We start from the raw sequence: 24,416 nt of genomic DNA, 5'->3' as shown, positions 1-24,416 counted from the left end.
TCACTTTAACTACTCCGTTTTTCTATATACAACAAAAAGCTTTCTCCTCAACACATCCTGTGCAGAAAAGAAAGCTTTTTTTCTTCAGTTAACATCATAATCGTTAACTTCATCCATACTGTCTGACCCCGGTTTCAGCCAACTGCTCATATACGAGACTATTGTACCGTTCACACCGTCCAATCAATTCATCATGTGTTCCTGCATCAACGAGTTCACCCTCATCAAGTACATATATGGTGTCCGCGCTTCGTATGGTACTTAGCCTGTGGGCAATGATAATCTGGGTACATTTCAACATGTTCAAATTATGGGCAATGGTTGCTTCTGTAACGGTATCCAGAGCACTGGTTGCCTCATCCAACAGAAGAATCTTCGGTCTGCTCACCAATGCTCGCGCGAGAGCTACCCGCTGCTTCTGCCCTCCCGACAGATTCGAACCCGCCTCGGAGATCAGTGTGTTATACTTCATCGGCATCTTCTCAATATCGGCGTGAATATCCGCCAGCTTCGCTGCGATCATTACGTCCTCCGTCGTCGACTCTTCTGCATGCAGCCTGATGTTGTCATAAACCGTGTTGTTAAAGACAAAGTTATCCTGAAGCACGATACTGATCTGACTGCGAATTTCCTGTTGTTCCAGTTCTTCTGCATTCAATCCATCAAAATAGATATTTCCCTGTGTGGGAGTATACAGCCCTACCAGCAATTTTGCTAAGGTACTCTTTCCTGAACCTGATTTGCCAACGAGAGCTACCCTTTGCCCTGCTTTAATCGAAATATTGATGTTTTTCAGCACATCTTCACCATAGTCTGTATACCTGAAGTTGACCTGATCGATCGTGATGTCCCCATTTAGCTTCACAGCTTGAAGGGCCGGTGTTGATTTCTTCTTGAATTTATTGCTTTCTTCAGCTTGAATGACATCATGGATTCTATCAAGCAGTGCATCCGCCATCACGAACTCGTTCAGCATCAAGGCAAGCGAGTTCAGTGGACCCAGAAACAATGCGGCCAGAGACTGGAAGGAAACGAGCATGCCAAGGGTCATATTCCCCTGCATAATCTGATATAATCCCACCAACAGAATGAGCATCGGTGACATAAAGTTAAGCGTGTTTGTCACGGTATTCACTCTCGTCTGAAAAATCGCTTTTTCCTTGACGGTTGCGAGCTGACGCTTAAATAGCGCTCTCCATTTCTCCCCGGTATGCTCTTCAATTCCAAGTGATTTGATAGTCGAGATGCCTTCCAGTACCTCCGTCATGAATGATCCAGCCAGACTCTGGGCGACAATCTGGGTCTGTGTCAGCTTCTTGAATCTGCTGCGGGTGTATACAAAAACAAGAATTTGTACCAGTCCTATACCAAGCAGTGTAAGAGCGATCAAACGGGACTGGATCACAATATACGTTAATGTCACAACAATTAAAAATAGATTAATCAGCGTAGAGATCATCTTCTGTGACAAAATTTCCCGGATGGTCGTGTTACTATTAATCCGAAGCATCAGATCTCCACGGGAGCGAATTTCGAAATATTGATAAGGCAGTCTGAGCATATGTGAGACAAAGCTTGTCGTCAGCTGAGAATCCAGTACTTCCTGAAGCCGTACGATGCACATATCCTTCAAATAACTGAAGCCAATCTGGAATACGGTTAGCAGCACAATACTTGTGATAAGAATAGGAAATAACGAGTATCCTTCACCGCTTGTGGCCGCATCGATTGAAACTTGCATCAGGAACGGGAAGGCCACAGAAACCAATTGCAGCCCCAGAGCGAGCAGAACGGTCCATACAAAGTATTTTTTGTTACTTCGAATCAAATCCTTGAAATACGCCACTTTACTAATTTTTTTTTCGGACAAGGCTACAAAACCCTCATCTGGATATACGAGCAAAAAAATCCCTGAATATTTCTCCGCAAACTCCTGCTTACTGATTATCAGCCTTCCCAAAGCCGGATCGACAATGATGAAGTGACCATTCGCCTTGATTCGCTCAAGCACAACAAAATGCCTTTCCTCCCAGAAACAAATGACTGGAAGGAAATTATTGTTGAGCGATTCGACTGGAGCTTTTTTGGCTATCCCTTTTAAGTGATAGGTCTGGGCAACCTCTTTCATTTTGAGCATAGAACTGCCATCCCGACCGTTCCCCAACATCGCGAAACGTTCTTTCAGATCGGTGAAATCTGCTTCGTAGCCATGATATGCGAGTAACATATGCAAGCAGCTGGGACCACAATCATATTGATTCATTTGTAGTTTAACAGGCACTTTGCGTTGTCTCTTCTCGCGCCGACGGAATACAGGGCGTTCAGGCATAATGCTGCCCCAAGTGGGATGGCTGTTCCGCGTTGTTCATCTGCTGCTGGGCAGATGCTGTTTCCATAACGTATGTCTGCACTATCTCCCACATTTCCTTGCGTTCAGGCCCTTCCATCATAAGTACTGAAGGCAGTTTACGGTTATACAATCGCAACAATTGATAGCCAATTCCGGCAAGTCCAAGCATCAATCCTGGAATTTGCTGACGACCAGGAATCCCGCATCTCCAATGATGGTTATCATTTCTCACCTGTTGCACAATATAGTCTGCCATCTGATACGAGTATTCCTCCAATGCTTCGTCCTGCAAATAATCGGCTGCAAGCAGCATCAGCTCCAGATTGCCCATATCCCCATGGCAGAGTGAATAGCTAACTTCAGTAAAACCGTCTTCCATTGTCTTAGCTACCGCTCTGCGGATGTCTGTCTCTATCGTATCCATAGCTCCCAATGAGCTCAAATGCTGCGCTATCCCTATGCGGGCGATTCCAAGACCTGGTGCACCATTACACCAGTACATGACATAATGTTCTTCTGGCATATTGCCGTCTGTAAACCGCAGATCTTTCCAATTGTTTACTTCAGAACTGTAGAGGCCGTCCTCATACTTCAGTCCTTCCATACAGGTTTCAAGATAGGCTTTATTGCCTGTGGCACTGTACAGACGAGCCAGACTCAGACAGATGCCGGCGTTCCCATGGGCAATGCCGCTAAGTGGTGTTTTATTAATGGCTGATGTCACCCAAGCAATACCTTGATCCATCGACTGTGCAAGTTTCAGCAAGCGGTCTCCGCATCGCACAGCTACGTCCAGCGCTTTTTGCGACTGAAAGCTTGTAAACATGTCCACACATGCCATTAAAGTGCCTGCACAACCTGAGATCACATCCAATTGCTGATCATTATCAATCATCTCGTCCAGTATATCGAGCAATTCCAGCGTATCAGGGTTAATACCCGGTTCCAAACACACTTTTGCTTTATGCACTAGCAGATAGAGAAGTGATCCGTAGCCAGTGAACAATGAGATGTTCTTATCTATTTTTTTGCGAATCATTTCCCAGGCTGTCTGAACACATAGATCAACCATCTGCATATATTTATGGTCACCCGTCTCTTGACTTAGATAAAGGTAGAAATATGCAATGCCTGTTACCCCGTTGTACAACCCCAACTCGGAAGATTTGTAGATTAATTTCTCATCTGCATCCATACCCATACTGATCCAAGACACCGAGTGACCTTCATCTCCCATAATAGCAATATCTTTTATGTACTCCCCGATCCTTACGGCTTCATGCAGATATTCTTCTTTAGTCATAGGTATTCGATGGTCAATCAATCGTTCCGGCCGCACACTTGCCGTACTCTTCTCCATGGCGAATGAGCGTTCCAGAACATACTTGGTCTGGAGGGTCCGCTCAGTAAACTCCCACTGCATATCCATATCTTGCTGATTCATTGCCCGCACTTTATCCGCGGTTTGCGTTAGAATATCAGTGGAAAATACACCATCAATCGCTTTGTTATCGTGGTGGTGAAAGAGAATTTTCTCACCGATGATGGTCTGGAACATAGGTACATCTCCGTGCAATAGATCATGGCATTCATATTTCACCAGTTTTTCACGATTGCGATCTTGCCGTACAATGATCCACATCATGTCGAACAACAGATTTTTATCCAGCCCGTTTCTGAGATATTTCGGGTGGGAGCTGGCTTCGATCAGCGTAAAATACGTAATCGTTGGGCGAGCAATAGTCCGTACAGCACAGCCATGGAATTGATTGCGAACTATCGAGATAAATAACTCCTTTTGCTTCATGATGTTACTGTATATGCGATAAAAACCTTCCTTTAAACTTTGGATATATCGCTCAGGTTTAATTGGTATATGTTCATAAGAAGGCAGGTGACTGAACCGACTCACACTTACCTTGCTTCTTTTTATTCTCATGGTATCTGTGTTTTTATCGTGAATCTCATAGGTATTGAGTATTTGATCCACATCTCCAGCGAGTCCACTCAGATCACTGTGATACAAAGCGTTAGAGTCCAACGTGGGCAGCATGCTAGTTTTTAACACGGAGTCATTTAATATGGAAAGGGTCTTCTCCAACGCCGTATAATGTTCCTTCTCTTCCGTGTACTTGAAAGGTTGATTGTGCAGCAGCGATTCCAGATCAACGAAGAATGGATGCTCACCCTGGGCAACAATGTTCTCCATGTGCATGTCTGTTGCGTTAACTGCATACAGAATAGCCAGATACTGACCCTGCCGCTCAAAAAAACGTTCCACTCCCTCCAGACTGGTGACTTCCTCATACGGAATGAACTGCTGCCATCCATATTCGGAGCGATCCAGCGTTTTGGCAATACGGAATGGCAATCCGATCTTCTGATCGTTAAACCATTGCAACAGTCCAGCAAAAGCGGTATCAATAGCCATGTCCCTTGGCTTATACATGACATTGACCCCTTCCGAGAATTTCAGCCGTAATACACTGGCCCCACCATTATGGGAATCCCCAAGAAATACGATATCCTCCAGCTTATCCAGTTTGAATTCAAAAAAGGACTCCAGTTCATGCCGATCTCGCGTTAAGCGCTCTAGGACACGCATCATATTCATACTGATACGCAGAGTGTGCTCAACAATACCACGAGCAAGAACAGGATATTCCAACAAAAAGGTCATAATCTGTTCTCTGGACTTTATTTTCTGGCTCACAAAGTGCTGATATCGCTGCCGGGAATCCTCACCTCGCAATTCCTCTTGCAATCTGGCTTTATTTAATTCATAGATTTGGCAGACATGTGGAATACTTTATCCGAGACTGTCTTTAGAACAAGCCCTGTAACACGCCGTTTGTCCAGCCAGTCATATCCATCAATCAAACCTTCTGTCATGATCTGAATCGATCGTTGCAGAAAGGGTCTGGAAAACTCAAAAAACGGAATTTCTTCCGTATCACCCTCAATAAAATATTCAATCTCTAGATGCTCATTCTCAAGAAATGTTTTCCGGAGCTCCTGATGCCAGAGCGTCTGTGAAAACTCGTATGTGAAGTCCGTATCGTTAAACAAAACCTGTACCGTATCCACATTCATCGATTCAGCTCTAAAGCGGTCTGACAAATGCTCCTTATCCTGAAAAAACTTGTTGAGCCATAGCTGCATCCTTCCAGAATCAGAAGTTTTCTCTACAAACTTGTCTACACTCTGATCACTAGCGACTATATTTTCTTCTTTTATATCAGTAACAGCCTCCCCGATATCGTCGGGAACTGAGGGTGTATATTGCTGCACAAACTGCTTATATTTCTCCGTTAAATAGAGTGCATCACTCCAGCGGGAGTTATTTAACTGCTCCTGTATGCTCATCATTTTATCTCCCCTTCTATTTGATGGTTTGGTGCTCAAAACCTCATATAAAAAATTCAAGCACATAACTGAAATCAGCTATGTGCTTGAAGATGAGAGTAAAATTTAACAACAAGTCAGCCAGGAAGAAGGTGAAACCGAATTATAATGACATTCATGACTTACCGTACAGAATACACCGCCGCTAGCTTGAGCATCAACTACCGATACCGCCCCTGTAATGACCATAAGCTCGTCATCACTGATGTCCTCGATTGCTCCCAATGCTTCGAGATTAAAGTGTTTCATTGATAAAACCTCCATTCAATTTTTTTTATATGTATAGCTTAAAAAAGCTAAACACCAGGATTGAATTTTAAATACATTTAATTACATAATATTTAAAATATGTAATTATTTCTTGTCCTTACTCTAGCATGCTTTTCTATTTTTTGTAAATCCTTTTTTTAGATTTCCCCATCATTTTTACAAAAAAGTAGCTTCCTCTATGATTAGAATATAGTATCGTTATTAAGTTGTTATCCGCACATGATTTTAAATACCTGTCCAAAGACAAGTATTTTCTAAGTTGTAGGCAATTTCAATACAGCCCTAAGTCCTTCTCCACTTTCGCTCTCCAGAATTAGCTTACCCCGGTGGGCCAGCGCGATCCTAGCTACCATGGGAAGTCCCAGACCATGCCCCTGGCGGGAGGGCCGTATACGCCCTGCGGTATAGGGGAGAACCACCACATCGTCCAGGTATTCTTCAGGAATCCCTTTTCCATCATCGGACACCACAAATTCACAAAATAAATCCTCCGTTGCGCGTAGTGTTTCCAGCACAATTTCACACCCATCCGGGTTGTGCCTAATACTGTTTTGCACCAGATTCGTTACAGCACGATAAAGTAATCGCTCATCCCCCATAACATGCAGACTCTCGTCCTGGACATGGAGTGAGATAGGATAACGTTCATCCAGGTCATTGTTCAAAAAATCTGACACGACTTGTCTTGCCAGAACGGATAGTCTAATCGACTTCAACTGTAGAGGCTGCATCTCATACTCCAACATGGATACCAAATTCAGATCACTGACCAGTGACCGCAGACGTTCACCTTGACGACGGATAATGGATGCCTGCTGCTTCTGCTCGCCTGGCAAATCTGGCTGTTCCTCCAACTCACTCGCGTAACCTAGAATCATTGACAATGGCGTCCGTATATCATGAGAAATGCCTGCAATCCAGTTGGATCGGGCTTCGTCCCTTGCTTTAAGAGCGTCATTCTTGTCCTGAAGCATACGGGATGTTGAATTGATACTTTGAGACAGATCATTAAATATACCCTTGGTCTCGACATGAACGGGTTCTTCCTTTGCAAGTGCATGAATGCCATGAATCAATGGCCGTATACTACGTATCACCCGCGTTCCAATTAACACGGATACCAAGAGAGCAAGAGCCACATTACACACCAATAATAGTACAATCCGAACAGGCAAAGACTTGAGCCACTCTGCCAGAAAATCGAACTGGTATTTTCCATACGTGTTTTTGGGGTAGCCTACCACTAAGAGTCCGTCTTCACGTTCCCACACATACACTGGGTATTCCATAAGATAATATCGAGAGAACTTAGCAACATCCGTCACATTATAGGAACGTGGTATTTCGGCAGGAAGCCGTTCGCTCCACTGTACCTTTCCCTCCCGGTCCAGCAGCATCGCCCATGCCTGATATGTATCCAGCAGTTGCATCCCATCGCTTTTTAACGCATAGTCTCCCTGCTCGCCCTTACTCAGGCCACTGGCAACCTGCTTCACAACCGCACCAGGGGAAGGCCCCTCATGAATTTCCTTGAAGATTAGTGAACCTAGTAGAATCAGATTGAAAAGCAACAACACCACGGATACAAGAATGGTTGACCCGACAAATCTTCTTAGAATTCGAACAACGCCATCCATTACCGAGACTCCGGAACCATCAGTTTATAACCAAGCCCCCGAACGGTTAGCAAAAATATCGGTTTTGACGGGTCATCCTCGATCTTCTCCCTGATCCGCCTCACATGCACCATCAATGTATTTTCGTAACCATAACTCTCGTCTCCCCATACGGCTTGACACAATGCATCACTGGTTACAATTCGGCCCTGATTCTCATACAACTTGATCAGTATGGCGTGCTCCTTAGCTGTCAGTGGAAGCTCCCTACCTGTCCCCTGCACAACAGCGCTCTCCAAATCAACAATTTGTCCACCCAAACGAAATACAGGCAATCTCTCTACCGTGTTAGAGGCATATACCCTTTTCAGAATTGCCATCAGCCGAAGAATCAACTCCCTTGGAAGAAAGGGTTTAACCATGTAATCATCTGCTCCCAGCCCCAAACCAAGCAGTCGATCCTCATCTTCACCACGTGCAGACAGGAACAGAACGGGCATATCTGAGAATGATCGAATTGAAGAGAGCAGAGAGAACCCATCTCCATCCGGAAGCATCACATCCAGGATGGCAGCATCCGGCTTCTCAAGCCTGCATACCGCCAGAGCATTCACGAAGTTATCGGCCGTATATACCCGAAAAAAACCTTCTTTACGTAAAAAACGCTCAATCATTTCCCGTATTTCGGGTTCATCATCAACGATCAATATTTTCTTATTTTTCATTAATTCCATTTACATCACCCTTTTTATTATACATGATAAAGGCATTCACCCGATATTTTCCATTTTCATTTAAGGTAAATGTAAGGTTATCTTCAGCCACGAGCAAGAAGTCTGATCTATATTTAGAGCAATAGAGACACTAGTGAAATGGAGTTGAGATCAATAATGAACACTTTCCCCATCGTGGAAACTCATAACCTGTCCAAATCTTATGGCGGTACTAACCGCGTACACCAGGTTAATTTAGCTGTTGAAACAGGGCAGATTTTTGGTTTCTTGGGCCCTAACGGAGCAGGCAAAACAACTACGTTAAAAATGCTGTTGGGTTTGATCAAACCCTCCGAAGGCACTGTAAAGGTGTTCGGCAAAGATCTGAATAAACATCGTCCGTCCATCCTGAACCAGACTGGTTCATTAATTGAATCCCCGTCCTATTACGGCCACTTGACTGGACTCGAGAATATGAAAGTCATGCAGCGACTGCGGAATGTGCCGAACAAAAATATTGACGAAGCTCTCAAAATTGTTCGACTTGAAAATCAAAAACACAAGCAAACTGATCAGTATTCTTTGGGCATGAAGCAACGACTCGGTATTGCCATGGCCCTGCTCGCCTTCCCCAGCTTGCTGATCCTGGATGAGCCTACCAATGGACTTGATCCGGCTGGTATCGGTGAGATCCGCGAATTGATCAAGTCCCTTCCAGGTCAATATGGCATAACAGTCCTGCTCTCCAGCCATCTGTTATCAGAAATCGAACAGATTGCCACATCTGTAGGTATTATCAGTGATGGCAAGTTGCTATTTCAGGGAACAATGCAAAGTCTTCAGGCCAACAACAGGGCTACCATCCGTTTTCAGACCACAGACCCGGCAAGGGCAGAGAAAATCCTTCTGACTCAAGGCTATATGCCCAAAGCCCAAGGAAAACAGCTGGTGTTCGACTATCTTCGCGATGAGGAAGTTTCGCGGATGAATAAAGTGCTGGTAGAACACGATATTCCTGTTATCCGTATTGAGGAACACAAAAAAAGTCTGGAGGATATTTTCCTCGACCTGACCGGAAAGGAGCGGAGCCTGTAATGAAAGCTCTATCCTTGGAATATTTCAAAATCCGTCGCAAAAAGATCTGGGTCATGCTAACTCTGTTTCTTGCCGCAGAGATGATCTGGGCCTCCATGTCCATGAGCATCTCCATCTCCCGGAGTGCAGCCAATGCTAGCTGGGAAGCATTGATCTTCAGCATCGCTTCCATGAACGGTCTGTTTCTGCCGATTATATCGGCTATCGTTGTATCCCGCATCTGCGACATGGAACATAAGGGAAACACGTGGAAGATGCTAATGACGACCAACACCGGACGCAATCACGTCTACACAGCCAAATACATATGTGCGAACAGCCTGATCCTGTACGGTATCATTGCGCAGGCTGTCTTCATTGTAGGTTTTGGTCTATCTAAAAATATTTCCGGACCATTGCCACTCTCCCTGCTTGTGCAGTTCGCAGCAGGGACACTGTTAACTACGCTTGCAATAACAGCTCTCCAGCAATGGTTGTCTCTTACGGTCCGCAATCAGGCTTTTGCACTCTGTCTGGGCATGTTGGGCGGATTTATCGGGACAACTTCAGGGTTGTTCCCTGCAAGTATTCGTCACCTTTTCATTTGGTCCTACTACATGGATCTGAATCCGGTCACTTACATTTACAGCGCATCTTCAGGTACCTATGTATCCGGTATGCTGCCCGTCGGTCTTCTTATAGCCGCCTTGTTAATGGCTGTCATCTTCTATTTTGCAGGAAATATTCATGCTTCAAGACAAGAGATTTGAGGAGGGAACCGCATGCTGAGGAGTATTTCCGCCGAATGGCTTAAACTTCGGCATTCCCGGATCAGCCTGGTACTGGCAATTCTGCCTATCATCAGCCTGCTCATCGGATGCTTTAACTTTTATTTCAATCAAGCTGCCTTGCAAAACGGGTGGTACAGCTTATGGACACAGGTCAGTTTATTTTATGGAGAATTCTTTCTGCCCATCCTGATCGCCATCTGTTGTGCCTTTGTATGCCGTCTGGAGCACAGCAATCGCAACTGGAACATGATTCTGGCTTCTCCGTTGTCAGTTACCAGCCTGTTTATGGCTAAATTGGTTATTGTCAGCATACTGATCTTCTCAGCTCAAGCCTTCTTTATGCTCATGTACTGGACAGCAGGACAACTGTTTACCATTCCGGGTCCATTCCCCATGGAAACCCTAGTGTGGAGCCTGCGAGGATGGTTTGCCTCGATCTCCATTGCAGCACTGCAACTCGGGTTATCGATACGAATACGGAGCTTCGCGACGCCAATTGGCATCAGCCTGTGTGCGGTTTTTCTGGGACTCGGCATGTATGTACTGAAAATTGGCATGTTATTCCCCTATTCCCTGTTAACCATAGGCATGGGTGTACTGAGCCAAAAAGGACTGAGCTCCTCGGAGAATATCATATTTCTGCTGATGAACTGTCTCTTTATCCTTCTGTTTGCTACCTGGTCCATCCGCCGTCTGAAATACAAAGACATCGCATCGTCCTAAATTTACAGAGATCAAAGGAGCACAAGATATGAAAAAAGCACTCACTATTCTCGCATTGGTAATCGTTATTCTGACTTGCCTGTGGCTCTTCTTCATGGACCCTGCTAAACTGACTCCCGATAACCCTGCCGGCAAAACAACCTACTATACCATTGTGAATCAATCTACGGTCGACAAAGATGATAACGGCAGATACGCCTATGAACTAGTCAGCTATACAGACAAGGGGAAATCCAAAACACTGAGCTTCTCGACCAGTAAACTCCTTAAAAATGGTGCCTACTTAAAACTATATGTATCCACGCTGCGTGGTGTAACACACTGGGAAGAGGTTACAGCAGACGATTTGCCTGGGCATGCCAAAAAATTAACCTCCAAATAGAAGGAATATAAGTAACTATAGCCCTCTATCCATCGATAATTGGCAGAACAAAAAAGAGCCACCCCCATTTTAAAGGGGGTGGCTCTGTGCACGTTACTCCAATACCATCCGCAGGGCGGTCAATGCAATCCCGATTATAAACCCGGTAACAGCACCGTTAATCCGAATCCACTGCAGATCCTGTCCCACTTTATCCTCAATCAAGGAGATCAGTGAGGCATTATCCATTTTGTCCACGTTTTCGCGTACGAGGTTGCCGATTTTGGAATGGTTTTTCTCCAGCAGCGTCGTTACACCTTCCACTATCTTGGCATTCAATCCTGCCAATAAAGCATCGTCTGACCGCAAATCAGACAATACCCGCTCAATTGCAGGCAGAGCAAACGTCTCCACATACTGACCATCTTCCATCGCAGCGAGCGCCTTATCCCTCAATTCAATGAGTTTGTTCAGCACGGTTTCCTCTGCGTTCCATCCATCCAGCATGTTGTTTTTCCAGCCGTTGACTCCATCCTGCACACTTTCACTCATCGCCAGCCGGATAGCCTGGGTTCGCAACAGATCGAGTACTTTGTAACGAAGAGCGCTGCCCTCTCGCTTCATGTCCTCTACTCGGTCAAACAGATACCCTTGCAAAATGCTGCCCAGACGCTCCTCGTTCAGATAGCCCATGAACGCATTCATCGCAAATTGCATTAATCCATTCATCTGGATGCCACTGATTGCCTTTAAGCCGCTTTCACCCAAAAACATAATGGTTTCCGGCTTCACCAGCCATTCCTCTGCCTGCTTCAGACCGTAGTCCAGTGCTTTGGCATCATATCCACGCTCACTCATCTGGATCGAAGCCCGTTCCAGAATCGGACCCAGGTCGAAGGCTCCCGCCTGTGATTTGATCTCGCCCGCAACCAGTGGAGCAATCTGCTCCAACGGTAGGCCTGCAAGGATTCGTTTGCAGAGCGTATCGATCATGGTCTTGACTCCATCGTTGTGAAGTTCTCTTGTCATGGTATCCAGAACGATTTCTGCCGCCTTGAAACCCGCAATTTTCTCGGTGATGCTATCCTTGTTCAGCAAGTTATTTTCCACTGCGGAGACAAGGCCTTCGGTCAATTTGTCCCGATTTTTGGGCAGTAATGCCGTGTGGGGAATCGGAATACCCAGTGGATGACGGAACAACGCTGTTACGGCGAACCAGTCCGCAAGTCCACCTACCAACCCCGCTTCAAATGACCCTACCAGCAGTTTGCCTACAACACCGCCCTGAAACGGCAATGATGCGGCAAATCCTGCTCCCATAACAACGAGAGACCAGGCTGCTGCTTTTTTGGTTTGTTTAGGTTTAGCCATTGTATTCTTACTCCTTTATCGTTAATCACACGGGTTCAATGACACCCAACTTTCCCGTGCTCCTCTGTTCTTCATGTGATCCATTCCATAGGAAAGCTTCTCTTTCCATATTTCGTATACTTCATCTTATCACCCGTAAGCGTCAAAACCAAACCTCTGGCTGGCCAAAAAGGATAAAAGAGGGGTTTTTCCTATCGAAATGGTCGTATTCTTTTCCATTACCAAAAAGGTTTTAGTATAATCAATACAGACGGCCCTCCATTTAGGATTGGCCGGCGGTCAACAGGGTAATTACATAATGGAATAATGAATGAATCAGAGGAGGAATTTCGGACCATGAAACACGTGCAGGACACAACGACACTTTATAACGGAGTCAAAATGCCTTGGCTGGGTTTTGGTGTATTCAAAGTTAAAGATGGAGAAGAAGTGGTTGATGCCGTCAAAACGGCCATTCAAGCAGGTTATCGCAGTATCGATACAGCAAAAGCGTATAACAACGAAACGGGTGTAGCTCAGGGTATTCGTGAATCCGGAATCGCCCGCGAGGATCTGTTCATTACCACCAAAGTGTGGAATGGGGACCAAGGTTACGAATCCACACTGGCGGCTTTTGAAGCAAGCATGGAACGACTCGAACTGGAATATCTGGATCTCTATTTAATCCACTGGCCTGTCAAAGGCAAGTACAAGGATACCTGGAGAGCGCTGGAGAAGCTGCATAAGGAAGGACGCATCCGCGCCATTGGGGTGAGTAACTTCCAGATTCACCATCTGGAGGACCTGATGACCGATGCCACCATTAAACCTGCTGTGAATCAGGTGGAACTGCATCCGCTGTTGATCCAAACGGAGCTAAGGGAGTACTGCAGCAAACATCAGATCCAGATTGAAGCCTGGTCTCCACTGGGTCAGGGACACCTGCTGGAGCATCCGCTTCTTCAGGACATCGCTGCCAAGTACAGCAAATCTCCGGCACAGGTCATTCTTCGTTGGGATCTGCAAAATGGTATTGTGACCATACCTAAATCCGTTACACCACAGCGCATTCGCGATAACGCAGACCTGTTCGATTTTGAGTTGACCACGGAAGAAATCGAACGCATTAATCAATTGAACGAGAATAAGCGTTTTGGTTCCGATCCGGACAACTTTAACTTCTAACCTCAATATACAATCAAGCTATATAAGTTGAACTAATCATTTACACAGAAACGGAGAGGACAGAAAAAACCTGAAAAAGCGAAGCGTTCGCCTGAAAGCTTTCTGAAAGAAAGCTACGTCGTAAGCATAGGCTTATCCCCAGATTTTTCCCTTAAGAAAAGGGAATCAAAAAAATCTGGGGATAACAGCGATTGGAAGGTTATTCTGTCATCAGAGTGTACGTGTAAATTTATCTTTAGTTCAGCTTATATAGAAAACATCAAAAAATCCCGATCCGGATGCACACGCACCTGGATCGGGATTTTGCTTGTTCATTTATGGTTATATCAGCCTTTGGATACCAGTTTGAAATCATCAAAATGGAAACCTGGTGCTACAACACACGTTACCAGTACAGGCTCATCACCCAGCGGACGTGCGGTTTGCCATACTCCGGCTGGAACGAGTACCTGCGGCGATTGCCCCGCAGCAATATCCATCCCCAGCACAAGCACTTCTTCATTTTCCGGGTTTTCCCCGTTGCCGCCCAATTTCAATTCAACCGGACTGCCACTATGCCACAACCAGAGCTCATCGGACAAAACGGTATGCCATTCCGAGACTTCATGCGAGTGCAACAGGAAGTATGTCGAACTTGCCGAGAATCGAGGGCCTGAGTATGTATCCGGCAGTACGGATTGTGGAATTTGATACGATGCCTTCCATTCTTCCTTATACCAACCGCCTTCAACGTGTGGCTGCATATTCAATGCAGCAACGAGTGGCGATAATTCATGTGTCGTCATATTCTGTTTCCTTCCTTCCAAATCGAATTGGAGTCACCCCTATCCAGAGGTTAGCCTCACTCCCCCTACTGTAAAACATGAATAGACTTTTGTCACCTTTACAGCATATCTAAGCTCGCCGAAAATCATTCCACCCGCATTCTATTCATTCGTCTGGTCGGACCCTCACCCGAATGATAGCGTTTACAACAAACTGGATTTTCCGTTATGATATGGATATTAACCGTAAATCAGCTGGCGCAGAGGGGAGACGTGTTATGAGTGTTATAGAGGATCGGAGTGGACCCAAATATCGAATTGGCGAGAGTTCATTCACCATTGAACACATGAGCAGACACGACGGGAACGCCATGCCACAGCCTCACGCACACCCTTTTTACGAACTGTATTATCTGCTTGAAGGAGAACGCGTCTATTCCATGAATGGTCAGCTTCTTACCGCCCGCAAAGGTGATTTGATCCTGATCAATCCCCATGATGTACATACGACGTCCAAAGGAAGTATTCCCGGCTTCGAACGAATCCTTATCGGATTCTCGCCTTCTTTTGCCACAGGGATGGAGCTTGGAATATGTGGTCTGCTTCCCTTCGATCGTTCAAGGCTGCTGCACTTTCCTGATGCGGAACAGCCCGAGATCGAACGAATGCTGTGGCAGATGCTGCAAGAATGCCGGGAGCGGCGCCCTCATTATGAAATCGTGGTGAGAAGCCTGCTTGCCCAGATCCTGATTCAGATCCACCGGGTTGAAGAAGATACTCGGCAATATTCTCTGGTCCCGCATCATCCCATGCAGGATAAGATCAGTGAGATCGTCACTTATGTGAACAATCATTATACCGAGCCCCTCACATTAGAAGAGGCCGCAGCGCGATTTTATATCAGTCCATCCTATTTGAGTCGGATGTTCAGCCGTTTTACCGGATTTCGCTTCAGCGAATATTTACGTGTTACCCGGGTTCGGGAGGCACAGAGACGTTTACTGTCCACTCAGGAACGAGTGCAATTGATTGCGGAGAAGGTAGGATTTGAGCATACAGCCCATTTTAATAAAACGTTTAAACAGGTGACCGGGACCACGCCGCTTCGCTATCGTAAAGAACATCGATAGATCTTCAAAACGACTGGTCGAAGCCAGATGTCTGTCATGCGACGACCTATCAGGACACCGCGCGCCAGGAGATGCCCGCGGTGATATGCTAAGCGTATACTAGTTTGGCCCCTTTTTACCTGCGGATAATTACACCACTTCTTACTTCAGGACTAACGGAGATTTGGCGTCCCTCTGTATCTGCATCGCTTTCCCGGCATACGATCCCTGCCGATTCATGTCCTGTCACCATCAGAAGCCGACCATCCGCGCCTACACCCTCAATCGCTTCCAGTTCCGCACCCTTACACTGATGCAAATGAATTAACGATCCTCCGGTAATATGTGCGTTCATTTCGGCGATTCGCAGGTGCTTCGCATGAGCGCATTGCACCCCGTTACGAGCTGTCACCGTATATCCCTGAATGACCAGACCATCCAGCGGCATTTCCGGCAGTCCACTCACCAATAACGCGGTTTCCGCTCCTGCACAGACCACATCCGATATCCGAATATCTCGGAACACCGGAGTCTCCTCACTGACCTCCTGAGTCAAGTCGCTACCACGAGCGGAACCCTCCTGATTGGCATAAAAAAAGGAAAACGAGATAGCTTCCATTATGATATCTTTCATATAAATGCGCTCCACCTGAATATCCTCAACGACCCCGCCGCGCCCTCGCGCGCTTTTGAAGCGAAGCCCAATATCCGTTCCAATAAACGTACAATCCGAGACCCGGACATGCCGTACGCCACCGGACATTTCACTGCCAATGACAAAACCGCCATGACCGTGATACACGGTGCAATTGCGGATCGTAATATATTCCGAGGGCAGACCGAGTTCACGACCTTCTGCATCCTTGCCGGATTTCAGACAGATCGCATCATCACCAACATCGAATACACTTTGCTCCACAAGGACATGACGGCAGGATTCGATATCAAGCCCATCACCATTCTGGGAAAACCATGGATTCCGTACACTCACATTACGAATTGTGACATGCTCGGATGCCCACGGATGCAGATTCCATGCAGGCGAGTTCTGGAAAGTCGGGCCGTCCAAAAGCACTCGTTTACATTGACGCAAGCTGACCATGTTAGGACGTAAAAAGTCTCTGACTTCCTCATAAGCAGCCACATCACGCACTTGCTCCAGATGCAGACGATTCACAATCGCACCACCTTCAAGAGCAGAAGTCGATGGCCACCAGATGGCTTCGTCTCCGCCAGCATGCTCCACTACACCACCCGAACAGACCAGCCGATTCCACTGCGAGTCGGTCATCTTGGATCGTTTCACCGGACGCCATGCCTCTCCGCAGCCATCCCAAATCCCCTCACCCGTGATCGCAATATCCTCCAACTGCTCACCATCAATAGGCGACTGACACCGCACTGCCTGCCAACCTTCGAAGCTGGACGCAATCAGGGGATATTGATCGAAATTACGGCTGAACGTAACCAGAGCTCCCGCCTGAACATGAAGCTCAATCCGACTGCGGAGAACAATCGGACCCGTTAACCAAACACCTGCTGGAATGACAATTCGGCCACCTCCCGCTTCTGCACAAGCTCCTATAGCCAGTCGAAACATCTCGGTATTATCCGTCAAGCCATCCCCTACCGCGCCATAATCCGTAATCTGAAAATCCCGTGCAGGGATGACAGGTAAACTCACTTCATAAGCCTTCGTATCGGATTCAACACCTTCTCCTGTGCCAAGTGGGGAGTAGTATGTATTCATCGTTCAGAACATCCTCTCTACCTATAATTGGATCGGACTATTTTTAGTATTATATCGCTTACTGGAAAGTGCATTCTCGCTCCATCATATCAATGCCATAGGGCATAAGGTTGAGCTTTTTTGCCAAGTACGATTCAGAATTTGATGTTATTTGTTTTTATGATCAGAGTCATAAAGTAAACACCCCTTCCAGTATACTCTATACATCTATTCCAAAGGTTGTAAAACAACTAGGAGAATGGATTCATTTTTCTGTCAGGATTCGTCACAAAGAGGCTAGAAATATAACAAATATATAACATAATTACTGGCTATAGCCCTATAAAACCCATTACTTATGTCATGTTTTATCACAAACCAATTGCCTTTAGCAGGATGAGTATGTATGATTAAATAACTAGTTTCAATTTATTCCTTATTATTCCTTTTACAAACAGATGTTGCAGAAAGGATGGGGTCTCTTGATTGAATTTAGGGGTGTCCAGAAACATTTTGGCCATTTTCATGTCCTCAAAGATATTCATCTTCACATTGAAGAAGGAGAAGTCGTTGTCATTATCGGCCCTTCCGGCTCAGGCAAAAGCACACTGCTCCGCTGCATCAATCGTCTGGAGACGATTACCGAAGGTGAACTTGTCGTCAGTGGTGTCCCTTTACATCAGAAAAAGGTGGACATCAACCTCTTCCGCCGTGACATCGGCATGGTATTTCAACACTTCAATCTCTACCCTCACAAAAAAGTCATTGATAACATTACCCTTGCACCCATGAAGGTGCGTAAACAACCCAAAGCACAGGCAGCCTCTACGGCGATGAAGTATCTGACCCGAGTAGGCATTGCCGACAAGGCAGACAGTTATCCTTCCCAGTTGTCCGGTGGACAACAGCAGCGTGTAGCCATCGCAAGAGGTCTTGCCATGGAGCCCAAAATCATGCTTTTTGACGAACCCACCTCTGCACTGGACCCCGAAATGATCGGGGAAGTTCTGGATGTTATGAGGTCTCTTGCCCACAATGGGATGACGATGGTCGTCGTTACACATGAGATGGGATTTGCGCGCGAGGTCGCAGACCGAGTCATCTTTATGGATGAAGGCCGAATTGTGGAAGAAGCCTCCGCCGCTGAATTTTTCGACAACCCGAGAGAAGAACGGGCCAAGCAATTCCTGAGTCGTCTGATTCACCACTGAGAATAATCCATTTTGAAAGGGGTCTTTACCAAATGAAAAATGTATTAAAGTGGCCGTCGTTTATGCTTGTTTTGATTCTATCCCTTGTATTGTCCGGTTGTAGCACCGGAGAGGAAAGTAGCAGCAGCGGTGGTTCTGGTGGGAGTAGCGAAGCCAAAGGCACGATTGAACAAATTAAAGAGCGCGGTAAGCTCATTGCCGGCGTGAAATACGACACCAAATTGTTCGGTTTGAAGGACCCCGCAAGTGGCGAAGTCGAAGGATTCGATATTGATATCGCCAAGGCACTCGCCAAACAGATTCTTGGAGACGAAACGAAGGTAGAACTGAAGGAAGTAACGTCCAAAACGCGCATTCCGATGCTGCAAAACGGCGACATTGATCTCATCATCGCAACGATGACGATTACGGATGAACGCAAGGAACAAGTGGATTTCAGTGATGTCTATTTTGAAGCCGGGCAGTCCCTGCTTGTCAAAAACGACAGCGCAATTACAGGTCTCGAAAGTCTCAGCGGTGTGAAGGTACTTGCCGTCAAAGGCTCGACTTCTGCGCAAAACATTCGCGAAAAAGCCCCGGATGCCGAGGTGCTGGAATTCGATAACTATCAGGATGCCTTCACAGCCCTCAAAGCGGGTAAAGGCGAAGCTCTGACGACCGATAACATCATCCTGATCGGCATGCAGCAGACGGATAACAACTACAAGCTGGTTGGTGGCAATTTCACGAGCGAACCTTACGGCATAGCGATTCGCAAAGGCGACTCAGCCTTCGTCGAAGAAGTAAACAGCCTGCTCAAAAACCTGAAGGACAGCGGTGAATATGATACGTTGCATGAAAAATGGCTGGGCAGCAAGCCAGAGTAACCCCGATTAATGATGGTTAAGCGGCGACTTCTCCTGTGATATGCAATGCATGGGCAGGACGCAATCGCCGCTTCTACATCTGGAGAACGGAGGCTTCGCCTACATGGGCAAATTGGACTTCAGCGTACTGATCAAACATTCGGATCGATTCCTGGAAGGGTTCCTCAACACCATCCAGGTGAGCATCATGGCCTTGATTGGCAGCTTTATTCTGGGTGCAATCATGGCTATCTTTCGGATATCCCCCATCAAACCACTTAACTGGATCGGCACCGCTTTTGTGGAGTTTATCCGTAACATCCCGCTGCTGCTCGTCGTGTTTTTCTTCTATCTCGGATTGCCGGCACTCGGCATTTCACTGGATGGGTTCATCTCGGGTACACTCGGTCTGACCATCTATACGGCCGCTTTCATTGCCGAAGCGATCCGGGCGGGCATTCAGACGGTCCCTCGCGGGCAGTTAGAAGCTGCGAGATCTTCCGGTCTGTCCTACGTTCAGGCCATGAACCTGATCATACTGCCACAAGCGATCAAGATTGTATTGCCGTCCATTGGCAACCAGTTTATCAATCTGGTCAAAAATTCATCCATCCTTGCGGTCGTAGCGGGCATGGATCTAATGTATTTTGCCGATCTGATCAACTCGGATACATTCCTGCCGCTGAGCGTCTACACCATTGTTGCGCTGTTCTACCTGGTGCTGACTTTGCCGCTCAGCTTCCTGGTTCACTATATGGAGCGCCGATTCGGACAAAGTGATGCGGACGCCAGCCGGGCCAAAGGCAAACCAAAGAAGACCAAACCAACGGGCCAGGTCACCATGTAAACAGACATTCACTCTAAATCTTGTCCTACTCACAGAAGGAGGCCGATGATCCATGGACTTTAGCGGGGCCTATGCCTGGCCCAACCTTCGTTTCCTACTGCACGGATTCCTGATCACCCTGCAAGTGGCAGGCTTGTCGATTGTATTCAGCTTTGTACTCGGTACCGTGCTCGGTACCGTTCGATATACACGAATACCGGTCCTGTCACAGATTGTGGCCGTCATCGTTGATACGATTCGGAATCTGCCGCTGCTGCTGATCATTTTCTTCATTCATATCGTACTTCCCCAGCTCGGGATCAAAATGTCCGTCTTCTGGTCCACGGTTGTTGGACTGAGTCTGTTCGAAGGCGCCATGATCGCAGAAATTGTCCGCAGCGGACTCAAATCGATTGAACGCGGTCAAGTGGAAGCCGCCCGTTCCTCCGGCCTGAGCTATATGCAGACACTTGGCGGCATCATCATGCCCCAGGCTTTGCGGCGCATGTCGCCACCGATGGTGAGCCAGTTCATCTCCTTGCTGAAGGATACTTCACTGGCGATCATCATCTCCCTACCGGAACTGATGCACAATGTGCAGATCCTCGGGGGTCAGAGCTTCGATTACGTCATCCCTGCCCTGCTGCTCGCAGCCGTATTGTACTTCGTCATCAACTACACGTTGTCCATTGTGGCGCGGCGGCTTGAAGCACGAATGACTTGATGATCGGATGATTGTTGCTTCCATTACAACCCCCATTACAACCCAAAGAAGACTCCAGCTCCACTTCAATAGTGGTTTTGGAGTCTTCTTTGGATTTCATAATAGTCTGCTCGCACAGGAATCATTCCTCAAATCGCTGCTCCGTTACGGCGAAGCTCCATCTGAAGCACCGCTACCGGCAGCTCCAATGGATCTAGCTTCATCTGAACAGCTAAAGCGGCTGCTGTTCCCGCCGCCTGCCCCGTAGCCATGCAGCTTGGAGTCAGCCTTGTCGTTGCGTGGGCCTCATGTGTGGTGGAGATGCAACGTCCTGCCGCCAGCAGATTGCGAATATTTCGGGAAATCAGAGAGCGGTACGGAATATCGTATGCTCCGTCTCCTTCTATAAAAGCGGCTACGACGCCTTGACCGGAAGGATCATGAATATCAATCGGATAGCCACTTCTGGCGATTACATCATCAAACTTTCGACCTGCAACCACATCGTCCTTGGTCAACGCATAATGCCCGATGATTCGCCTGGATTCACGGATACCAATCTGTGGCGCTACCGCTGAGATCGAGGCCCGCTCGAATCCAGGCACATCACGCTGCAGAAACTCAGCGATCATCAGCACTTGCTTCCTGCCTTCCTGTTCAGCAGAGGTCAGATCTTCTGCATCTGTAGCATCCAACCCCTGCACCCGAGTGCAGTTAATCAATACTTCATCTTCAGCCGGTCCGGTAAAAAACAATACCTGATCACGGTTAATCGGTACACCTGCTTTTTTCCATTGGGAATAGAAGCCGCTCACCCCGGTTAACGGAATACTGTCCAGTTCGGAGAAAGGGGTTTTAGCATAGAAATCCTCCGGGTGCTCCTGCATGTATTGTTTTACTCGTCCAAGGTCCACACCACGCATTCGAAATTTCATGGTCATCGGCTGTGACTGGTGATCGCCATCTCGCCCCTTTGCAACAGAAGCGCCCGCAAGATAAGCCACATCCGCATCACCGCTGGCATCCACAAATACGTTCGCTCTTAGCTCCATTCGGCCAGACTTGTTCGTCAGACGTACCGCCTCTACCCGATCATTCACCATAACCACTTCATCCACGAAGCTGTGCAATAACAATCGCACACCTGCTTCCTGCAGCATCTCCGCCGCAACCACTTGATAGATCGCTGGATGGTAAGGCGTAACCGTATGCACAAATCCAACCGTATCACGAAGATGCCCCGGAGAGCCGCCGCGCGCCTGTAGTCGGTCAACGATTTCCTGGGCGATACCCTGAATCACCTGTTCACCACTCTCCGTATGGAAGGTCATCCAAGGGTAGACCATGGCGGCAGTCGACATTCCACCAACGAATCCGTACCGTTCCACCAGTACTACTCGAACACCTTGTCGTCCAGCAGCGATGGCTGCCGCTATACCCGCCGGACCCCCTCCCACAACAACCACATCCGCTTCTTCCTTTTTCATACTCATACTTATCCGTTCACTCAAGTTATCACTCCTTCCGTTCTATTGCAGGGGTTACTCTTTCAGTCCTGTCATGGCAACTCCCTCAATGAAGCGCCGTTGTGCCAGGAAAAAGACAATTAGCAGCGGCAGGGTCGCCATGACGGTGGCACTCATCAGATATTGCCAGGCCGTACCCACTTCATCCGTGAACAAGGATAACCCAAGCGGCAGCGTCATCAGTTCTCGCGAGTTAATGAAAATCAACGGATCGAAAAACTCATTCCAGATTGTCACAAAAGTAAAGATCGTCAGCGTAGCCATACCGGGCTTGGCAATCGGGAGCATAATACGAGCATAGATCCGGAAGCGGTTGCAGCCGTCAATCATCGCAGCTTCTTCCAGCTCGGTGGGTACCGTAATGAAGAACTGCCGCATCACAAAGATGCCAAACACACCGCCAGCCCCAAAGATCGGCAGTAAAATCAGCGGAAGATGTGTATCAATCCACCCCAGCTGCCGCATGAACAGAAACATCGGGATTGCCGTCACCTCATGGGGAATCATCATCGCACTCAGCAGGATGAGAAATACCACATTACGTCCCTTGAACGGAATTTTGGCAAATGCGTACCCAGCGAGAGATGCAAAGAACACCGTACCCAGCACAACCACAGCAGCAATATATACACTGTTAAAATAAAAACGATGAAACGGAATTAATCGAAAAACATCGATGTAGTTCTGAAATCGGAAGGTATCCGGTATCCACTGTGGTGGATAGGTAAATATGCTCTGAGGTTCCTTGAATGACGTCGATATCATCCAGATAAATGGAACAAGCATGATCAGCGAGATCAGTGTCAGCAGCAAATACGTCCCCAGGGCACTGCCTGTCTTGCGAATCGAAGGATTAGGCATCGCCTTCATTGAATACCCACCTCTTTCGAAGCTGCCATTGCAGCAGCGTCAGAATTAGCACGATAAAGAAAAGCACATAGGCAAGCGAAGAGGCGTAGCCGAACTGAAATAATTTGAATGCTTTTTCCCAGATATAATAGACCAATACCTTCGTGCTGTTGCTCGGCCCTCCCTGTGTCATGACGTAGATCTGTCCAAACACCTTGAGCGAGCCAATCACGGTCATGACCATGGTTAGAAACACCGTTGGCGTTATCATGGGCAGTGTGACGTGAAAGAAGGTTCCCCTTCTGCCCGCGCCATCCAGTGTTGCCGCTTCGTAAAGTGAACGCGGTACCTGCTGAATGGCTGCAATGAACAACACCATATTCAGACCCACATTTTTCAGTACACTCGTCACAATAACCGCAGGCATCGCCAGATCCTGATTGTAGAGCCAGGCCGGACCCTTGATGCCTATCATTAACAGAAGCTGATTGATCAGTCCCGACTCTGTGGCATACATCAGCTTCCATACGATGGACCATACAATCAGCGAGGTCATGACCGGAACAAAGATGGCTGTTCGAAAAATCCCGATGCCGCGCAAACTTCTGGATAGCAGCAACGCGAGCAGCAGAGCAAGCACAATATTAAGCGGCACAAGCCCCGCAGTGAAATAGACCGTATTGGCAAGCACCTTCCAGAACATGGCGTCTGTCATCACATTCCGGTAATTCTCCAGTCCAATAAAATGATGATCCCCCAGCAGCGGCCAGTCCGTCAGGCTCATGTATAGCGCCAAACCCATGGGAAACAGCAGCAGCAGGGTAAACCCGAGCACCATTGGCGATACAAACAGCCATCCCGCGATCTGGGCCTCTCTGGCGAGCGGGCCTCTTCCTGTACGCTTGCGTGAATGGGTCACAGTCAGGCCCTCCCCTTTATCAAATTTCTTCCCTTGAAACGAATATTTACACTTGCCACTCCAATGACAGAACAACCTTCCGATCGCTGTTATCCCC

At 47.2% G+C, this 24,416-nt stretch carries 22 protein-coding genes; 10 read left to right on the top strand and 12 right to left on the bottom strand.

The window, feature by feature from the left end; translation table 11 throughout:
- Positions 1-109: 109 nt before the first annotated feature.
- From G3352_RS30085 to G3352_RS30060, 6 genes are all read right to left on the bottom strand, one after another.
- Positions 110-2,329 (bottom strand): peptidase domain-containing ABC transporter, encoded by a 2,220-nt coding sequence (locus tag G3352_RS30085; RefSeq protein ID WP_163761644.1) that lies wholly within the window; start codon positions 2,327-2,329, stop codon positions 110-112.
- On the bottom strand, positions 2,322-5,102 hold the full coding sequence (locus G3352_RS30080; protein WP_163761643.1) for a type 2 lanthipeptide synthetase LanM family protein: 2,781 nt from the start codon (positions 5,100-5,102) through the stop codon (positions 2,322-2,324). Before G3352_RS30080 ends, G3352_RS30085 begins: the two co-directional genes overlap by 8 nt.
- A 23-nt stretch (positions 5,103-5,125) precedes the next feature.
- Positions 5,126-5,719 carry a hypothetical protein gene (locus G3352_RS30075; protein ID WP_205525128.1) on the bottom strand — a complete coding sequence of 198 codons (594 nt, stop codon included), beginning with the start codon at positions 5,717-5,719 and terminating at the stop codon, positions 5,126-5,128.
- Between the two features lie 102 nt (positions 5,720-5,821).
- Positions 5,822-6,004 (bottom strand): type A2 lanthipeptide, encoded by a 183-nt coding sequence (locus G3352_RS30070; protein WP_163761641.1) that lies wholly within the window; start codon positions 6,002-6,004, stop codon positions 5,822-5,824.
- Positions 6,005-6,279: 275 nt separating this feature from the next.
- Positions 6,280-7,662, bottom strand: a complete 1,383-nt coding sequence (locus tag G3352_RS30065; RefSeq protein WP_163761640.1) for a sensor histidine kinase — start codon at positions 7,660-7,662, stop codon at positions 6,280-6,282.
- Positions 7,662-8,375: a response regulator transcription factor gene (locus G3352_RS30060; protein ID WP_163761639.1), complete on the bottom strand. Its 714-nt coding sequence runs from the start codon at positions 8,373-8,375 to the stop codon at positions 7,662-7,664. The genes G3352_RS30065 and G3352_RS30060 overlap by 1 nt, the downstream gene beginning before the upstream one ends.
- 156 nt (positions 8,376-8,531) lie before the next feature.
- Here G3352_RS30060 and G3352_RS30055 point away from each other — a divergent pair, with 156 nt between their 5' ends.
- From G3352_RS30055 to G3352_RS30040, 4 genes are read left to right on the top strand one after another with little or no spacing between them, the layout of a single operon-like run.
- Positions 8,532-9,449 (top strand): ABC transporter ATP-binding protein, encoded by a 918-nt coding sequence (locus G3352_RS30055; protein ID WP_163761638.1) that lies wholly within the window; start codon positions 8,532-8,534, stop codon positions 9,447-9,449.
- Entirely contained in the window at positions 9,449-10,198 is a 750-nt protein-coding gene (locus G3352_RS30050; RefSeq protein WP_163761637.1) for an ABC transporter permease, read from the top strand. Before G3352_RS30055 ends, G3352_RS30050 begins: the two co-directional genes overlap by 1 nt.
- A gap of 12 nt (positions 10,199-10,210) precedes the next feature.
- Positions 10,211-10,942 carry an ABC transporter permease gene (locus G3352_RS30045; protein WP_163761636.1) on the top strand — a complete coding sequence of 244 codons (732 nt, stop codon included), beginning with the start codon at positions 10,211-10,213 and terminating at the stop codon, positions 10,940-10,942.
- 28 nt (positions 10,943-10,970) lie between these two features.
- Positions 10,971-11,324, top strand: coding sequence for a YxeA family protein (locus G3352_RS30040; RefSeq protein ID WP_163761635.1), 354 nt, complete (start codon positions 10,971-10,973; stop codon positions 11,322-11,324).
- A 93-nt stretch (positions 11,325-11,417) separates the two neighbouring features.
- Here G3352_RS30040 and G3352_RS30035 read toward each other — a convergent pair whose 3' ends face one another.
- Entirely contained in the window at positions 11,418-12,674 is a 1,257-nt protein-coding gene (locus G3352_RS30035) for a DUF445 domain-containing protein (protein WP_163761634.1), read from the bottom strand.
- Positions 12,675-13,010: 336 nt separating this feature from the next.
- Here G3352_RS30035 and G3352_RS30030 point away from each other — a divergent pair, with 336 nt between their 5' ends.
- Positions 13,011-13,838, top strand: a complete 828-nt coding sequence (locus tag G3352_RS30030) for an aldo/keto reductase (protein ID WP_076290681.1) — start codon at positions 13,011-13,013, stop codon at positions 13,836-13,838.
- 326 nt (positions 13,839-14,164) lie between these two features.
- On the opposite strand, the gene G3352_RS30025 is transcribed toward G3352_RS30030, so the two are convergent.
- Positions 14,165-14,623 (bottom strand): cupin domain-containing protein, encoded by a 459-nt coding sequence (locus G3352_RS30025; protein ID WP_063566267.1) that lies wholly within the window; start codon positions 14,621-14,623, stop codon positions 14,165-14,167.
- Between the two features lie 257 nt (positions 14,624-14,880).
- Here G3352_RS30025 and G3352_RS30020 point away from each other — a divergent pair, with 257 nt between their 5' ends.
- A complete protein-coding gene (locus G3352_RS30020) occupies positions 14,881-15,732 on the top strand; it encodes a helix-turn-helix transcriptional regulator (RefSeq protein ID WP_163761633.1) in 852 nt (283 codons plus the stop codon).
- Positions 15,733-15,847: 115 nt separating this feature from the next.
- Here G3352_RS30020 and G3352_RS30015 read toward each other — a convergent pair whose 3' ends face one another.
- Entirely contained in the window at positions 15,848-17,461 is a 1,614-nt protein-coding gene (locus G3352_RS30015) for a glycoside hydrolase family 28 protein (protein ID WP_163761632.1), read from the bottom strand.
- 437 nt (positions 17,462-17,898) lie between these two features.
- Between G3352_RS30015 and G3352_RS30010 the strand changes: the two genes are divergently transcribed.
- The 4 genes from G3352_RS30010 to G3352_RS29995 all read left to right on the top strand — a co-directional run bounded on the left by G3352_RS30010 (position 17,899) and on the right by G3352_RS29995 (position 21,046).
- Positions 17,899-18,651: an amino acid ABC transporter ATP-binding protein gene (locus tag G3352_RS30010; RefSeq protein WP_079695864.1), complete on the top strand. Its 753-nt coding sequence runs from the start codon at positions 17,899-17,901 to the stop codon at positions 18,649-18,651.
- 32 nt (positions 18,652-18,683) lie between these two features.
- Positions 18,684-19,517, top strand: a complete 834-nt coding sequence (locus G3352_RS30005) for an ABC transporter substrate-binding protein (protein WP_163761631.1) — start codon at positions 18,684-18,686, stop codon at positions 19,515-19,517.
- Positions 19,518-19,620: 103 nt separating this feature from the next.
- A complete protein-coding gene (locus G3352_RS30000; RefSeq protein WP_099858665.1) occupies positions 19,621-20,343 on the top strand; it encodes an amino acid ABC transporter permease in 723 nt (240 codons plus the stop codon).
- A 52-nt stretch (positions 20,344-20,395) separates the two neighbouring features.
- Positions 20,396-21,046 (top strand): amino acid ABC transporter permease, encoded by a 651-nt coding sequence (locus tag G3352_RS29995; RefSeq protein WP_063566273.1) that lies wholly within the window; start codon positions 20,396-20,398, stop codon positions 21,044-21,046.
- 128 nt (positions 21,047-21,174) lie between these two features.
- On the opposite strand, the gene G3352_RS29990 is transcribed toward G3352_RS29995, so the two are convergent.
- Genes G3352_RS29990 through G3352_RS29980 form a run of 3 tightly spaced genes read right to left on the bottom strand, consistent with a single transcriptional unit; the run spans position 21,175 to position 24,412 of the window.
- Positions 21,175-22,512, bottom strand: coding sequence for an FAD-dependent oxidoreductase (locus G3352_RS29990; RefSeq protein WP_163761630.1), 1,338 nt, complete (start codon positions 22,510-22,512; stop codon positions 21,175-21,177).
- Positions 22,513-22,566: 54 nt separating this feature from the next.
- Positions 22,567-23,421, bottom strand: coding sequence for a carbohydrate ABC transporter permease (locus tag G3352_RS29985; protein ID WP_076290688.1), 855 nt, complete (start codon positions 23,419-23,421; stop codon positions 22,567-22,569).
- Complete coding sequence (locus G3352_RS29980; protein ID WP_345940828.1) at positions 23,405-24,412, bottom strand: carbohydrate ABC transporter permease; 1,008 nt, start codon at positions 24,410-24,412, stop codon at positions 23,405-23,407. Before G3352_RS29980 ends, G3352_RS29985 begins: the two co-directional genes overlap by 17 nt.
- Positions 24,413-24,416 lie beyond the last annotated feature (4 nt).

Source organism: Paenibacillus sp. ALJ109b (genome assembly GCF_010747435.1).
GTDB lineage: Bacteria > Bacillota > Bacilli > Paenibacillales > Paenibacillaceae > Paenibacillus > Paenibacillus taichungensis.
This window is presented reverse-complemented; position numbering and strand designations above follow the sequence as displayed.

Coding starts and splice junctions, on each gene's coding strand:
- G3352_RS30040 (WP_163761635.1), top strand. CDS start 10,971: ATGAAAAAAGCACTCACTATTCTCGCATTGGTAATCGTTATTCTGACT.
- G3352_RS30045 (WP_163761636.1), top strand. CDS start 10,211: ATGCTGAGGAGTATTTCCGCCGAATGGCTTAAACTTCGGCATTCCCGG.
- G3352_RS30000 (WP_099858665.1), top strand. CDS start 19,621: ATGGGCAAATTGGACTTCAGCGTACTGATCAAACATTCGGATCGATTC.
- G3352_RS29985 (WP_076290688.1), bottom strand. CDS start 23,421: ATGAAGGCGATGCCTAATCCTTCGATTCGCAAGACAGGCAGTGCCCTG.
- G3352_RS30060 (WP_163761639.1), bottom strand. CDS start 8,375: ATGGAATTAATGAAAAATAAGAAAATATTGATCGTTGATGATGAACCC.
- G3352_RS30035 (WP_163761634.1), bottom strand. CDS start 12,674: ATGGCTAAACCTAAACAAACCAAAAAAGCAGCAGCCTGGTCTCTCGTT.
- G3352_RS30085 (WP_163761644.1), bottom strand. CDS start 2,329: ATGCCTGAACGCCCTGTATTCCGTCGGCGCGAGAAGAGACAACGCAAA.
- G3352_RS29995 (WP_063566273.1), top strand. CDS start 20,396: ATGGACTTTAGCGGGGCCTATGCCTGGCCCAACCTTCGTTTCCTACTG.
- G3352_RS30055 (WP_163761638.1), top strand. CDS start 8,532: ATGAACACTTTCCCCATCGTGGAAACTCATAACCTGTCCAAATCTTAT.
- G3352_RS30050 (WP_163761637.1), top strand. CDS start 9,449: ATGAAAGCTCTATCCTTGGAATATTTCAAAATCCGTCGCAAAAAGATC.
- G3352_RS30030 (WP_076290681.1), top strand. CDS start 13,011: ATGAAACACGTGCAGGACACAACGACACTTTATAACGGAGTCAAAATG.
- G3352_RS30010 (WP_079695864.1), top strand. CDS start 17,899: ATGTTGCAGAAAGGATGGGGTCTCTTGATTGAATTTAGGGGTGTCCAG.
- G3352_RS30005 (WP_163761631.1), top strand. CDS start 18,684: ATGAAAAATGTATTAAAGTGGCCGTCGTTTATGCTTGTTTTGATTCTA.
- G3352_RS30070 (WP_163761641.1), bottom strand. CDS start 6,004: ATGAAACACTTTAATCTCGAAGCATTGGGAGCAATCGAGGACATCAGT.
- G3352_RS30065 (WP_163761640.1), bottom strand. CDS start 7,662: ATGGATGGCGTTGTTCGAATTCTAAGAAGATTTGTCGGGTCAACCATT.
- G3352_RS30075 (WP_205525128.1), bottom strand. CDS start 5,719: ATGATGAGCATACAGGAGCAGTTAAATAACTCCCGCTGGAGTGATGCA.
- G3352_RS30020 (WP_163761633.1), top strand. CDS start 14,881: ATGAGTGTTATAGAGGATCGGAGTGGACCCAAATATCGAATTGGCGAG.
- G3352_RS30025 (WP_063566267.1), bottom strand. CDS start 14,623: ATGACGACACATGAATTATCGCCACTCGTTGCTGCATTGAATATGCAG.
- G3352_RS29990 (WP_163761630.1), bottom strand. CDS start 22,512: ATGAAAAAGGAAGAAGCGGATGTGGTTGTTGTGGGAGGGGGTCCGGCG.
- G3352_RS30015 (WP_163761632.1), bottom strand. CDS start 17,461: ATGAATACATACTACTCCCCACTTGGCACAGGAGAAGGTGTTGAATCC.